Source organism: Burkholderia sp. BKH01 (assembly GCF_025685725.1).
GTDB classification, from domain to species: domain Bacteria; phylum Pseudomonadota; class Gammaproteobacteria; order Burkholderiales; family Burkholderiaceae; genus Burkholderia; species Burkholderia pyrrocinia_C.
The window spans coordinates 454,775-469,386 of sequence record NZ_JAOTQT010000001.1; the positions used below are offsets into that span (position 1 = coordinate 454,775).

11 protein-coding genes are annotated in these 14,612 nt (G+C 59.1%); all 11 read right to left on the reverse strand.

Features of this window, described 5'->3' with window-relative positions; genetic code table 11:
• Nucleotides 1-60: 60 nt before the first annotated feature.
• The 11 genes from OEJ37_RS01915 to OEJ37_RS01965 all read right to left on the reverse strand — a co-directional run bounded on the left by OEJ37_RS01915 (nucleotide 61) and on the right by OEJ37_RS01965 (nucleotide 14,598).
• Nucleotides 61-1,365, reverse strand: coding sequence for an amidohydrolase family protein (locus OEJ37_RS01915; RefSeq protein ID WP_174418828.1), 1,305 nt, complete (start codon nucleotides 1,363-1,365; stop codon nucleotides 61-63).
• A gap of 1,144 nt (nucleotides 1,366-2,509) precedes the next feature.
• Nucleotides 2,510-3,043, reverse strand: coding sequence for a GNAT family N-acetyltransferase (locus OEJ37_RS01920; RefSeq protein ID WP_244130792.1), 534 nt, complete (start codon nucleotides 3,041-3,043; stop codon nucleotides 2,510-2,512).
• 24 nt (nucleotides 3,044-3,067) lie between these two features.
• A complete protein-coding gene (locus OEJ37_RS01925) occupies nucleotides 3,068-4,891 on the reverse strand; it encodes a type III effector HrpK domain-containing protein (protein WP_263343007.1) in 1,824 nt (607 codons plus the stop codon).
• 285 nt (nucleotides 4,892-5,176) lie between these two features.
• A complete protein-coding gene (locus OEJ37_RS01930) occupies nucleotides 5,177-6,574 on the reverse strand; it encodes a hypothetical protein (RefSeq protein ID WP_175919763.1) in 1,398 nt (465 codons plus the stop codon).
• Between the two features lie 276 nt (nucleotides 6,575-6,850).
• Entirely contained in the window at nucleotides 6,851-8,623 is a 1,773-nt protein-coding gene (sctC, locus tag OEJ37_RS01935; protein ID WP_175919764.1) for a type III secretion system outer membrane ring subunit SctC, read from the reverse strand.
• A 39-nt stretch (nucleotides 8,624-8,662) separates the two neighbouring features.
• Entirely contained in the window at nucleotides 8,663-10,114 is a 1,452-nt protein-coding gene (locus OEJ37_RS01940) for a helix-turn-helix transcriptional regulator (RefSeq protein ID WP_175919765.1), read from the reverse strand.
• Nucleotides 10,115-10,288: 174 nt separating this feature from the next.
• Nucleotides 10,289-11,107, reverse strand: coding sequence for a type III secretion system export apparatus subunit SctT (sctT, locus tag OEJ37_RS01945; RefSeq protein WP_411859218.1), 819 nt, complete (start codon nucleotides 11,105-11,107; stop codon nucleotides 10,289-10,291).
• The gene (locus tag OEJ37_RS01950) at nucleotides 11,104-11,631 is read right to left on the reverse strand and encodes a type III secretion protein HrpB7 (RefSeq protein WP_175919766.1); all 528 of its coding nucleotides are present in this window, start codon (nucleotides 11,629-11,631) and stop codon (nucleotides 11,104-11,106) included. Before OEJ37_RS01950 ends, sctT begins: the two co-directional genes overlap by 4 nt.
• Nucleotides 11,631-12,980 (reverse strand): type III secretion system ATPase SctN, encoded by a 1,350-nt coding sequence (sctN, locus tag OEJ37_RS01955; protein ID WP_175919767.1) that lies wholly within the window; start codon nucleotides 12,978-12,980, stop codon nucleotides 11,631-11,633. The genes OEJ37_RS01950 and sctN overlap by 1 nt, the downstream gene beginning before the upstream one ends.
• Nucleotides 12,977-13,846 carry a type III secretion system stator protein SctL gene (sctL, locus tag OEJ37_RS01960; RefSeq protein ID WP_175919768.1) on the reverse strand — a complete coding sequence of 290 codons (870 nt, stop codon included), beginning with the start codon at nucleotides 13,844-13,846 and terminating at the stop codon, nucleotides 12,977-12,979. Before sctL ends, sctN begins: the two co-directional genes overlap by 4 nt.
• A complete protein-coding gene (locus OEJ37_RS01965) occupies nucleotides 13,831-14,598 on the reverse strand; it encodes a type III secretion protein HrpB4 (RefSeq protein ID WP_175919769.1) in 768 nt (255 codons plus the stop codon). Before OEJ37_RS01965 ends, sctL begins: the two co-directional genes overlap by 16 nt.
• Between the last annotated feature and the right edge of the window lie 14 nt (nucleotides 14,599-14,612).

The window sequence follows — 14,612 nt, forward strand, 5'->3', positions numbered from 1 at the left end:
CTCTTGGACACGTCCTCTCATCGACAGGCACCGGGCCGTAAATCCGTGCCATCGCGGCGCTTACCGCCACGTGTTCGGCGTTCGAGTGTTTTCCTCGGTACGCCGCTGTATGCGTTCAAGATCCTTAGCCATGCCATCCTGCTCATACCCGCGACTGTCGGCTTTAGCGGTTGTGAGTAAGCGATCAAAGTTCTCGGAAAGCACTCTAGGAAGCACGGAATCGGGTGGGAGATAATCAAAAAGCCCGGCCTTGCCGCGCGAATCTCCCCCTTGACCAAGATTGGCGTACAACTTATGGGGCGCGCTGATCGAGTTTGCGTTGCGGGAAATCAACGCATCACTACCCATGATGAATCGATCAGGAAACTCTACGATGAGATTTGCCATCTGTTGTATCCGCGTGCGTCTTTCCTCTTCGTCTTCCGCCTTCTCCTTTGGATCGACCAGTTTTGAATTCGGCGAATAGCTTTCTGCGACAACATCCCACGACATGTCCACGCTGTAGTTCGGATAAGTGTTCAGCAAATGTCGCAGCTTGTCGACATGGTTGTCGCCAGGAGGCGCAAACTTGCCGATTCCACCCATATGGGCATGCACGAACTTGGTGTCAGGGTGACGCTCGATCATCTGTTCGATGCCGTCAAAATATTCGCCTTGCCCCCGCGCTTTGTTCTTGATGCATTTCTCCGCATCGCTGGAGTCGCAATGGAGCACGACAGGCATCCCGGAGCGACCTGCAAACTTGAAAATATCGTTGATCGGCGCGCCCGGCCCAAATTCTGGCTTGTAGTCGAGGTTCTGTTTGTCCACGAACTCCTTATGCATTGTGACTTCACCGATGATGTGAAATGTGTCGGGATATTCCTTTTTTAACCGGAGCATGGATGAAACCGCATTGGCATCGCCAAGATTAATGCCAGTGATGGCCGGATAGATGCGGTCTGCTATGCGCGGGTCGGATGCGCGAAGCTCATTGAATGCCTTCCCGACCTGCCAGTCGACACTGGTGTTGTAATGCTGTTTTCCTTGACTGGTGATCCGGTCGAAGGCATCCCCGGTCATAGGCGCGCCGTTACGGAACGCTTCGTCCATGTAATACGTCTTGCCATCGATCGAAGGTGCGTTGTGCTCTAGTCGTGTATGTCCGGGCTGCGGCTCGTGAGCATCATTGCCACAGCAGCCTACCGACATCGATTCTCCTTCGATGATCACGGTGGGAATGGGCGCCCAGACAAACTTCTCCACGCCTGCCTCATCAAACAACGCCATCTGCTTTCTGGCGTTTTCGGCCAGCGTGAGGGTTATGTCGTTGACCTGGGACGACGCATAGCCTGGCCCAATAGAGTGATTATGAATGTCGTGCATGGCCGTCTGCGTACCAGCGTCCGCATACGAATGAGGCTGTGCGTTAGCCGAAATGGAGAAATTCCGCCTCCCGGACGAAGACGAAGCTGCTTCGAATTGCCGTACAAGTCGACTCACAGAACCTGGTGCCGGCTCCAACCGGGACGATACCACTTCAGTCCGTCGTGAGAGTTGCTCTAATTTCGGATTGCCAGCGCTTCGAGGTGGTTGACCCTGGGCAGGCTGAGCGGTTTCCGCCGGCGTGCGGGGATCACACCATTCTGTCTGAACACCCACGGGGACAGTAGACTTTTTTTCAATCATTTCGCTGATTCTCCTCTTGCGGTATGGCAACTTCCTTGATCACATATACTTTGGAGTACTGTCAATATAATCGACGAAACCTGATCTGATACGATGGCTTCTGCGGCAACGTCGGCAGTGCTTCGATCGGTTCGCCGTGCGGTACCTAGCCCATGGGGTCAAGATCGTTTCTACGGCAGCGCCAATGGAAAGGCAGTGGGGCGGCCCGACGAGAAACGCGCTTCTTGCCAGTTGGCTGGACAGCCGCCGCCGAAACCGCTTGTGTCAAAGCCAACGCTCCGCTCGGACCAATCCTGAGCGGCAAAACACAGGGATTTCAGCCCATCGAGCTGCGACGCGTCTGATTTCCCGTTGATCTGCCCAAACGGCTCGACGTCCGTGCCGGAAGGCAGATGCCCGTTCCCCGAAGCGTCTTGCTCGTACGGTATCAGCCGGCTATTCGATGGTCCACCGAATCTCATTTGTTGGCATGGGTTAGAAGGGCTGGGTGGCAGCTTGGACCAACCCGCTGTATAGGTACGGGGGTAATGCAGTGCAACGGCTGCCTCACCTCATATCGAAATATAGGGGAATTTCCGGTGGAATGCCGTCCGGAAAGCGAAGTTTGTTAGCATATTGCGACTCGGTTTAATCCGAGTGACACACCTCAGGAGCATGATATGCGTTGAACCCGAAATTACTGACAGACCTCGGATAGGCTCATCACCCCCCAAATAATCGAAAGTCACCATCCGTCCGGAAAACCATACTGGCGGGCAATGAGTCGGACACCACGCCATCGCTCGACGATGCCAAGCATTGCCTCGATAGGAACGTCCAATGCGGCAGTCGAATTGTCGCATTAGCCGCTCACCACACCCGATAGACTTGCGTTGACCCCGTCGCCTTTCGCCGACGAAGTCGCTTCGCAGCATCCGTCGGCGATTCTCGGCAACTCGATCCGCAGCGCTTCGAAATATCGACCGCTCAGAAATCGGCACTCGTGCCTGAGCATCCCATACAGGATAAAGTCAGTCCCGTCGTTCGCACCTGCACGCATCACTCCCTCCCGCACGAAGCCGAGATGCTCGTCCAACCGCTGCGCGTCGTGATTGTCGGTCCGCACGAGACCCGTCACTCGCCTACAGCGCAGTACCTTGAACGGATAGGTAAACACGGCACAGATGAATGCCGGTGTAATAAGATGGCGCGATCCATCGAGCGCGAAATGCATCAGCACGTTAGGGCCGTTGTGTCCTTGAAAGACAACCCCCGCGACAATGCAACCGTCCTTCTCGAGGCCGATCGTCGCATAGTCGTCGTAGTGACTCTCTCCAGTCCTGTCAGCGACGAAGCGCATGACTTCCTCACTGCGATCCAGCAGCACCCGGCGCATTGCATGCCCCTCCGACCTGCCTTTTCATTTCGGCAATGGAATGCCGAATTGATTGAGTGTGGGATTGACGTTCTCGCCGAATGCCTTCTGATTCCGTGCTTTTTTCACTGCTTCGACGATCGCCAGTATGATGCCCGCGATCCCTGCAATCGCGGCGCCGACTGCGAGCACCGGAGCCGCCGCAGCCATTCCTCCCGCCACGGCGCCCATCACGCCTTCGGCCACGCCGGTGCCGGCCTCTGCGCCGACTACCGCTCCCTCGGTTCCGGCCAGTACACCCTCCACGCCTTCCGCGACGCCCGTTACCGCACCCTCCGAAGCGCCTGTAACCGCGCCTTCCGCAACGCTCGTTACCGCCCCTTCCGTTCCGTCGACTGCGCCTGTTGCTGCCTCTCCTACCCCCTCCGCGGTAGCTTCCACTGCGCTGTCCGCCGCGCTTTCCGCAGTTTCCGCGCCATCAGCGATACTCTCCGTAGCATCCGTCAGTTCCACTTCCCCTTCATTCCCCAACTTGCCCAGTCTCTTTGCGTTCCTTTCCGCTTCGTCGAGTGCGTCCTTCACCTGGTTTGTGGTATTGCGAGCGGAAACTTGGGTTGTGCCGTTTACACTGGCCATTCCACCTTCCCCTTCGGAATCTCTCACGAGACCACCCGCCTGCTCGAACGTCGCGTCGAGATTCTGCATCTCCGGCGGCACCATTTGGTGCAGATAGTCGTTCGTCGCCGGATCATTCGCCAGCATCATGATGTCCTGCTTCAGCGCAAGCACCGTTGCGGTAACATCGCGCAGCTTGTCGGCGCCACCCGCTTGCACGTCGACCAGCGTCTCCATCAGCTTGACCATCACCGCAGCTTTTTGCTGCGGGGAATAGTTTTGCGGATTGGCGAAGATGTCCTGATTGAGCTTGCTGATATCGGTGCCGGCCGTGATGTTCTCAAGGCTCGCTTTCTCTAGGAATGCATGTTCGGTCGCATCGCTGGTCGGCGCGTCCTTCGTGATGAAGTGATGCAGGTTATCGGCCGAAAAGATGTCGTCGACCTTTTCGGTCGCCTTGTCGTCGCCGGCGCGATCAAGGTCATCGAATGCCCCACTCGTCGACCACGCCTTCGAGGCGCTTCTCAGCGCCGAACTGAAGCCTTCATTCTTTTGCAGATCGGCAACTTGCTGTTTTGTCGTCAGACCGCCGCCATTGTTTTTACCACCGGTGGAATAGCTGTTGTTCTTTCCGCTCGACTGGTGTCCCGCCGACTCGCCAACAATCGGCTCATAGGCTTCCAGCAATGCGGCCGCACGGACCGTGTTGAACGCATCCCGACCAGCTCTCGGATGCTCCTTCAGATACGCCTTCACGTCGTCGTCCGCCTTAGCGAGATTCGCCTCGACGTCCTTCAGCAGATCTCCGACTTTGTCCTGGTCGACGCTGCCATCCGGCTTTAGCCCGCCGGTGTTCTGCATCGCGGTTTTTAGCGATGGATTATCGTTGACGAACTGCAGCGCAGCCGCGGTCTGTGCCGCAGACGGCTTTCGTTCTCCCGACAGAATTTGCATCGCTGCCAGCGGCCGCTCGAGCGACATGCCCTGACCAACCGCAGCAAGATCGGACCACCGGTCCCGGTCCGCCTGGTCGTACATCTTGGTGTAGTCGTCGAGCGGAGCGTATTGCGCCGCTCGGAAATCGACGTTCTGGTGTCGTGCCGTTGCAATACCGCCCTGCAACTGACGCGCCATCAGTTGATGAAGCTGTGCGTCAACACTCTGTAGCGCCTCAGCGGCCGGACCAGGCACATTTTCGTAGCCGCCCAAATCGACGGTTTGCCTGTTCGTCGCAAGTGTCGGTGAGATAGTCATGAAACGTAGGAATCCTTATATATTGATGCCGGTACGTACCTGAATGTCGATCACCCACGGGTGCGCTTCGAGTTCATGCTTACCACGGCCTCATGCGCTGGTTTGGGTCGACTACGCCACGCGATTCCATAAGGCGCCGAACGCATCGCTGGCACGCCACATGGCGATCTGAAACGAGGCTCGTGACGGTGGCGAGCGCGTGCCGTCGCGAGGCAAGGACCCGGCGAACCCCGACGCTACACGCGGGCGTCCGCCGACACCTTACTTCACCCGCAAACGGCCGGGTTACGCGTTGTCGTCGGATGCCGAATCCGCCGGGTCAGCGCCCGAGATCGTGCTGGCAGCCGTTTGCGCCTTCGCCGCCTGGTCGGCGGCACTGTTCATCGCGTCGATAGCACTCTGCCAGCCGCCAGATTTCACGCCCGCTTCCGATTTCATGCCTGCTTCCGATTTCGCGACGGCAGTCAAGCTGGGACCTGCAGCCATGACCGTGGCGCCAGCCAGGATCGGGCCGGCAGCCATTTTCGTGTCAGCCGCCGCGAAAGAATCGAGCCCGCCCTGGGCCGCCCATTGGAAATTGGCGACCCCCGAAATACCATCGGCACCAGCAGCGTCATGCGTTTCGAGCTGCCGGTAAGTATCCGGGTTGGCAAGCATGAACTTTGCGGCCTTCGACACGTCCCCAGGTGTTCCCGAAGACGGATTCATCGCGAGCTGGTAAAGCCTGTTCGGATCGACCGTGCTGAGCCCGTTCTGGCTCATGTAACTACCGAGCGCACCCGCGGCCGACTGTGCGGTCATCGACGCATTGTTGATTCCCGCATCGCTGCCGTCCGAGTCCGAACCTTCGGTTTCCGCACCGCTGCCAAGCGTTGCCTCCGCTGCCGAGCCCGCGTCGGCCGTCTGCGCAACCGAACCCGAATCAAGTCCGCCTTGCGCCGCCCACTGGAAGTTGGCGACCCCCGAAATACCGTCGGCACCAGCAGCGTCATGCGTTTCGAGCTGCCGGTAAGTATCCGGGTTGGCAAGCATGAACTTTGCGGCCTTCGACACGTCCCCAGGTGTTCCCGAAGACGGATTCATCGCGAGCTGGTAAAGCCTGTTCGGATCGACCGTGCTGAGCCCGTTCTGGCTCATGTAACTGCCGAGCGCACCCGCGGCCGACTGTGCGGTCATCGGCGCATCATTGATTTCCGTCTGGCTCCCGAGCTTGACTTCCTCGGCCGAGCCAGTATCGGCCGTCCTCGCAGCCGAACCCGAATCGAGTCCGCCTTGCGCCGCCCATTGAAAGTTGCCGATCCCCGAAATGCCGTCAGCACCGGCAACGTCATGTGTTTCGATTTTCTGGTAAGTATCCGGGTGGTCAAGCATGAACTTTGCGGCTTTCGATACGTCCTCAGGCGTTCCCGAAGACGGATTCATCGCGAATTTGTAGAGTAGATCCGGATCAACCGCGGACATCTTGTTCTGGCTCATGTAACTGGCGAGCGCGCCCGCAGCCGACTGCGCGGTCATCGTCTCACGGGAGCCACCGCCGGCGCCGTCTCGCTTCTGCAACTGCTGCCGGAGAAGCCCCATGATCTGCTGATCCAGACCGGAGATTTGCGACCGAGCATCCACACCGTCCGTCTGGCCACCCAGCTCGACAACAACGCAATTGCGATTTACCGTGCCTACACTCATTTCCGCCTCCGTCAAAGTCAATGCATCAATCGTTTGTCAACCCAACCGCGATGCCGCTCTTGCGACTGATACCAATATTAGTCAGGATGCGGCGTTGACAAACCTGCCAATCCGAAACGCATCATCGAAACACGAATGGAAATCGGATCGTCTACCACACGTATCGAAGGGGATATGAACGACTGTTCCGGCGCCTGCAAAATGCTGCCACCTCCATTGGCCGACACCCTCGTCTTGCATGTCGCATCGACTCGACACGGCCACGAAGCACAAAGCTCACATGTCTGGATCGATGATCCGCGGCGACAACAGGAACACGCGCTCCATGTGTTTTTGCGAGTCACTGTTGTCTCGGAACAGCGCGCCAAGCAATGGAATCTTTGACAGCCAAGGCACACCTGTCACGCCGTTTGCACGCGTATCCGTACTGTATCCTGCTATCAGAAGGCTTTGCCCCTGACCGACGAACGCTTGCGTATTGATTTCGCTGCTCGTGATGACCGGGAGGTTATCGACCTGGATGTTGTCCATCAGCTGTCCGTCCATCACGTGAACATTCATCTTGATCCGGGTCTCGCGACCGTCTTTCACGATCATCGGGAGAACGCGTAGCGAGACACCAGTCGACACGCTGTAAAGATCCGCCGACGCATACCCCGCGACTTTGACGAAGAAGCGCGTCGTGTTGTCCATCACGGCCTCCGAGTTGTCGAGTGTTGCGACAAGTGGCGACGCGTCGATCTTCACCTTCGACGTCGACTGCAGCGCGTTCACGCGCGCCATCAAATATCGAGCCGCGTCGCCCACGACTGCCGTGACTGACGCGCCGACCGGTGTTGCATTGAAAATCGCGTTGCCTGCGAGCTGCGTCGTGCCGAATTGCGGATTGACCTGGCCATTCAAATAGCTGTTTTGCGCCGTTTTGCCCGTGCCTGTCTGAATATCGCCATGGCTGTTATGCGCGCTCCAGTCGACACCAATCTCCCGAAGCACCTCATCGTCGATCTCCATGATATGTGCCTGGATTTCGATGAGCTTGGGTTGTACGTCGAGCTGCCGAATAAGCGGCGCGTACTGTGCGAGGCGGTCGGGCATGTCACGGATCAACACCGAGTTGGTCGTCGGGTCGGGCTGGATGATCGGCAGCTCATCGCTCCCCTCAGACCGGTCTTCGGTCTGGGGCGGGCCGCCCGCCGCGGCAGTCCTTGATCCCCCGTTTTCACTGCCGCTCTGTATTCCCTTGGCGAACGCGTCGCCGCGCTCCCCTCCCTTCATGCTCGGCGGCAATGGCGGCATCAGTCGGTTGTCACCGTATGCTCCGCCCGACACATCGTTCATTGACTGCACACGCTGCACGCCGGGCCCGGCGGTCGGTTGACTGGTTCCCGTTCTTCCTCGCACTCGGTACAAATTAGCCAGCACAGTCGCGACCCCAGGTATAGCCACCGTGCTTCCGTCGATTTGCACGTTGCGGTCCGCCGCCCATGCGTGCATCAGCTTGAAAATACGGATCGTCGAACCGTTCCGACGTCCGGTAAGCGTGTCGAGCCGCTGCGCGATATCGGTTACGATCTGAACGAATTGCGCCGGGCCACTGATGAGTACGGTACCGGACGCCTCGTCGTAGTAGACCGGAAAACGCTTGTCGTCTATACCGATCTGGCGCAACGCGGAACGCAATTCACCGATCGAGGCGTGATCGAGCGGCAAGACTTGCCGCGTCATATCGTTCGCATTTGTTATTGACAAGATATTGCCATCGTAGAACCATACAAATCCGAAAGTCGCTGCGAGCGTATCGAGGAAACGCTGTGGCGACAGGTCGAATCGCCCCGTGACTGTCCCTTGAACGTTGCCGGCGATCGATGTCGCGACGCCTTGACTCGCCGCGAAATCTCTCAGCACGTCCTTCAGATCCCGTCCTTCCAGCGCGACGTGCACCACCGTGCTCCGCCATCGCACAGGCATCGCGTTTGCAGCATCGATTCCGGTGATGAAAAGTGTCGCGACACACCATGCCGCACATAATAGTGCTTTCGATTTCGTCATTATTTTGCGTCCGGGTTGGAAGAGATGAACCGGACAGGATCAGCCCGCGAGTGTTTCCGAAGGGGTTTCGTCGAACTCCTTCCGGTAGGCGATTACGAGTGTCGACCCATTCTGAACACCCCATTTTCGGCCGGCCTCCTTTACGCTCCGCTCGCTAGTCAACGTGATATCGACAAGTTCCGTGCGGATCCGCCCCATTCTCTGGGAGCGAATCACTTCACGTGGCGAGAGCCCGAGGTAGATCTTGAACGCATTCTGCAGCGCGCGCTCCGTGACGCCGATCTCCGCCGCGATCTCCCGAACCGAAAGGTCGCTCCGACTGAGATTCTGGAGAATATAGTGATAGGCGCGACGATATTTCAATGGTAACCGCACAGTCACGTCGTCGGATTGAGGTGGCTGCTTCAGTTCCTGACCAACAAGGAACGGCTTGCTCATCAGCGCATCCTCACGCAAACATTGCATCGCGACGAGAGCGTAACGCCTGTATAAATTCCAGGATTCCTTAGTGTGATCCTGTGCCAGATGAATCTTGGCCGAGCAATAGAAGTATTCGAGATAGCGGCGGCTCAATTCTCCGCCATGCAATGCCTCGGATATCGGTTCCAGCACAAAATGAGCCAGATTTGGCGCGTTTCCTGCAAGCAAGGCGAGCGCAATCTCAACGCGTAGCGTGTACCGAAAACCGACGAAGCCTTGCTCTCCCGCGGCATCGCAATACCGCGCCAGGTCGGTGAGCGCTTCTCGATTTCCCGCAGCTACGCATCTCAACTTCAACAGATATGCGACGCGATCGCGCAGCAGCGGCGCCGCGACGGAGACGGCAGGCTCCAGCACGCCTCGAGCGCGATCCGCCAGGTTCATTGGCTGCGCAGATTGCCAGTACACGTGATCGCTGAACGTCGAAGCTCGGCGTAATTCGGTCTGCACGACAAGATCGAAGCGCAATACGGCGATAAAGTCTCGCCAGCGCGCGCGTGTATCGCAGAATTGTTGTTCGATGATCGTCTCGATCGAACCGATCACGTCAAACGCATCGTCTATCCGTCCCATTTCATACAGCGCACAGGCAATCCCGAAACGCGCCTCGGCTAGCTCGCCTGCTTGAATGTCGGGCTCGTCGCATATGCGGCAAAAACACGCAAGCGCGGTGGTGACCCGGTGGCGGAACAACGCCTGCCATGCGGTGTTCCGGCAGGTCGCGATGCGAATCTTGTAGTTTGAGTCACGAATTTTCCGCTGGGACCGCCGATAGTTTTCTTCGGCCTCGGCTTCGAAGCCAAGCACCAATTGCAGGTCAGCATGCAATCGCAGATCGGATGATGTTCGCTCCGACGCCGTCGTCTCGTCGAGCCATTCGCTGGATCTCTCGAGCGCCGCCTCGAACTCGCCCTCGAGAACCAACGCCAGATGCGACCGCAACTGCGTCGACGCGTCTGAACCGAACAGATTCAAGGCCGATGCGATCGGAAAGTAGAGCATTGAAAACATGACACGACTCCTTGTCTAGTCAGATTTGACGCTTTCACCAAGCCGAACCGCGAGTCGTCAATATAGTCTCCATGAAACAAGCGGGTTCTCAACCTCTCTGAACAAGAGATTAATCTGACAAGATTTTGCGATTCACGCTCAGGGCCCGAGCACTGCATATGTCACCTATTTTTGTCACTCGTGCGACATGACGTGCGACCACTCGCGAAGTTGCTTTGACAGCGTAGACAACGTGACCTGCTCGCGCGCTTGATCAACGAATATGCCGACGAACAACGCAAGCATCAGCACTGTAATTGCTCCCTTGACAGGCTGACTCAACCCCATGAGATCGAGCTTCGAAGCCGACTTCGCGGCAAAGCCGAACGCGAAATCGATCAGCAGCAGGACGAGCATCATCGGCGCGGCGAGCTTCGTGACCATTTCCATCAAGTTGTCGGTCTGGTGCACCGCGAACGCCTCGAGAAGCGCCGGCATCCGGGGGAGCGCTAGCGTAATCGGCCACCATCGATACGATTCATATAGCGTACCGAGCAGAAACGTCATGCCACCAAACACCCAGAATGCCACCGTCGCGATCTGGGTCAGCAGCGTCGCCGTCGGTGTCGACTGCTCCCCACGCGCGGGATTGGTCATCTGCACGTTGTTGTATCCCGTCAGATCGTCGATATAGCAGCCCGCGCCTTCGACCGCCCAGAACACCGTGGACGCGGCGATACCGAGGACGGTTCCGATCAGCGCCTCTCGCAGACCGGTCACGATCAGCGGCGCGCCGTGCAACGTCTGCACGAAACCGGCCGGTTGTCCGTATGCGACGTACGATCCAAACAGGAGCGCGATCGCATTGCGCACGAGGCCCTGCGACAGCCCGTCGGCAGTCGGCGGGAAGACGGACATGACGATGAAGAGACGAACCGAGCAGATACAGAGCAGCGTAACGTCATCGAGCAGCGCGCCGGCCGAACCCTGCAGAGTGAAGAGTGCGGAAGTCACGCGCCCCCCCTGCTTCGCATGCGCCGCGAAAGAGCCGCCTCTTCCATCTCCTCGTCCAGCGCCTCGTCGCCCGCCCGCTCGTATTTCCTGCGAATCAGAACGATACCCTCGTCGCAAGCATCGATTCGGCCCAGATTGCGTGCGATCTCGAGATTCTTTTCCTCGATAGCGGCGGCGAGCGCATCGAACGCGGCACGCAGCCGCGCCTCCTCGATTTCGAGCGCACGTAGACGCGCCCCAGCGACGTCGAGATACGCTCGATATGCCGTCAGCTCGTCAAGCGAGAAAGAGTCGGTTCCGGTTGTCAGTGTGTCGATTCGGGCCTCGTGGCAATGCACATCGGCTGCTTTCAGCTCGACTTGACGTGCCGCTTCTTTCAGCATCATTTCGAGCGACGTCAACTCTGCGCGCTGCGCGGCAAGCTCCTCACGCAATGTCACGTCTAGCCTGCGGCGCCTTTCGCTGGCCCGCGCAAACGCCATTGCGCGACGGTCACGCATCGTCGACTTCGCGTTCCCTGCCATCAACTCATCCCACACAATGCATACAGCCGAGCAACAGTGTCCTCGGAGGCGGCATAATCGTCCGTCCGTTGCGAAAAGAACGACCTGATCGCATCAGCCTTCGCTATCGCCTCATCCGCAATTGGATTCGCACCCGCCTTGTACTCTCCAATCTGCAGCAAAACCTCCACCTCCCGGTGTTTGGCCATCAGTTCTCGAATCCGTGCCGACGCGCGCATGTGCCCATCGTCGACAACGAGCGGCATCACACGGGACAGGCTCCCCAATACATCGATTGCCGGATACTGGTTTTTTGCCGCGACCTCCCGCGACAGGATCATGTGGCCGTCGAGAATGCCGCGCACTTCCTCGGCAACGGGATCGCTGCCGCTTTCATCCTCCGCGAGCACGGTATAGAGCGCCGTGATCGATCCGGTTTTACCCATTCCGGCGCGCTCGAGCAGGCGCGGCAATTCGGCGAAGACCGACGGAGGAAAACCTCGCCGCGCAGGCGGTTCGCCGGCAGCAAGACCGATTTCGCGACCGGCTCGCGCAAAACGCGTCAGCGAGTCCATCATCAGCAGCACGCGTCGCCCCCGGTCCCGGAAATATTCAGAGATCGCCGTCGCCGCATAGGCCGCCTTCGCCCGCTCCATCGACGAGCGATCCGACGTCGCGCAGACGACGACCGAACGCGACATGCCTTCAGGTCCGAGAATCAATTCGATGAACTCGCGCACCTCTCGGCCCCGCTCGCCGATCAAAGCGATAACGTTGACATCACACGCGGCACCGCGGGCAAACATGCCCAGCAGCGTGCTTTTGCCGACGCCCGCCGGCGCGAAGATACCCATCCGCTGTCCCTCGCCGAGAGCCATCATCGCGTCGACGACGCGCACCCCCGTAGGCATCGTCGCGTCAATCATTCGACGGCTCATCGGATCGGGCGGAGCCGCGATCAGCGGCTGCAGCGTTTCCGACGCAAGTGGCGGACCGCCGTCGAGCGGCTCTCCAAGGCCGTCGATCACACGACCAAGCAGTGCGTCGCCGACCGGGATCGACAAGGGGTGGCCGAGCCCGATCACCTGAGTGGTCCTCGAAATCTGCTCGAGTTGCGAGAATGGCGAAAGCAGGGCCACGTCACGCGTAAAACCGACGACTTCCGCCCGTTGCAGCAGCTTGCCTTCGCACGTTCGGAGCTCGCACAGTTCTCCGAGCGCGACGTCGAGCCCAGATACCTTGATCAGCGTGCCGATCACTTCGAGAACTCGGCCCGTGCGCACGACACCCGAGACCGCGAGAATTTCCCGCTCGATCGCATCCGCCAGGCGACTGAACCCGGTCGTGCTCAATGGTTCACCCGCGGTCATGTCTGCGCTCCGTGACTCGCGTCCGTTTCCCCCTCCCTCTGCTTGGTTTCCTGCCTTTCGTACCCTCCATCCCGATCCGGAGTGGTGTCGATCGATCCGTCGCCGCGCATCGTATCGACGCTACCCGCCCGGGCTTCCTCCATCGAACGCTTGAGTGCACGCGCAACGGCGCCGCGCACCGCACGCAGCTGAGTATCCAGGCTCGCATCGATTGTGCCGAAGTCCGACTCGCATATGCAACTGCCGGGAGCGAGCCGCTTATCCGCTACCACCGACATCGGGATCGGGCGGCCGAACTCGCGCCAGCGCTTCTCGAACGTGGCGAATATCGCCGTCGCTTGTTCAAAATCGTTCTCGTGTACGGCGACACGCAAATATGTCGCACCATCCACGATTCGCTCGACCGAAGCAAGTGCCCGCTCGAACAGCGCTTCGCGGCTTTCTGCGCGCACGATTTGCTCGACCGCCGATGCGACGATGTCGGCCAGCCGTTCGCGCATCCGGAGTTGAAGCTGGTTCTGTACTTCCGCGACGTCCGCAAGCCGGTCAAGCCACTTGCCGAACGCTTGGTCGTAGCCTTCTCGATAGCCACGCTCGGCGGCCGCGTCGTATTCGCTCCGTGCGGCGGCGATCATCTCTTCCGCTCTCACCGCCGCCCCCTCAACGACACTCTCTGCCTCTCTACGGGCGGCAGCGAGCAACGCATCTCGGTCCTCGTCAAGCGCCGCGTAAGCTGACTCAATCGACATCAATACACCGAAATGTTCTCGCGGCACAACGTCGCCGCAAAAACCAAGTCGAGCGCAGCTACTCGGCTTGAGTTGCCCAATTTCAGTGACCTGCGGACGCCTCAACCAAATACCCATGCGTACTCCGGCAATAGTCTAGGAAGTCGAGCGAAGAGTTGCTCGCTGCCGAATGCGTCGAACCGTGCAGGCAATTCGACCAGCCAGCGAGGTACGACCAGACTGCGCGGCAAGGCAAGCCGCCTCAATGTAATCGTGTCCGAAAACGGGTCCGAGCCAATATCGCGCAACAGCAGTATCCAGCCCTCGATAGACAGCGTCAGTGCATCGTGAGATACCAGCGGAGGCATCCTGGCGGCCGTCTTCAACCATCCAGCATCCGCAACGCCGACCCGATGCGAGTCCTGCGTGAAGACGTCCGGATGAACTCCTGTCCATGCCGAGATCTGCAATCGCGTCTGTTTGTCGATCAGGAGCCGCACTTCTGCACTCCGCAGCGACAGCGCGCGCATTCTCAGTATGGCGAGCCCGAGCTCGTGCGGCAGCACGTCCAGCAGCGCCAGATTCGGTGTTCGCGCGGCAACGATCGAACCCTGCGTCGGCTCCCGCAAGGCCGGCTCGAGCAGCCTGTCCAGCGACGGCCGCGTCACACTTGCAGCGCGTGCGATCGCTTGCGAGTATGTGTCGCGAACGCCCTCTCCAGCCTGCTCGAGCGTCGTCCTCCAGACAGCGTAACGCGAGTCGTCGATGCCGAGGAATGTACAGATCCACGATGGATCGGCACAACATACGGCTTTCGCGAAATTGCGCCGATAGCTTTCCAATAAGGCTGCGGCGCGCTGTTGTGGCGGTGTCCTCGATACGGCGACCATATACTGCGTCCCAC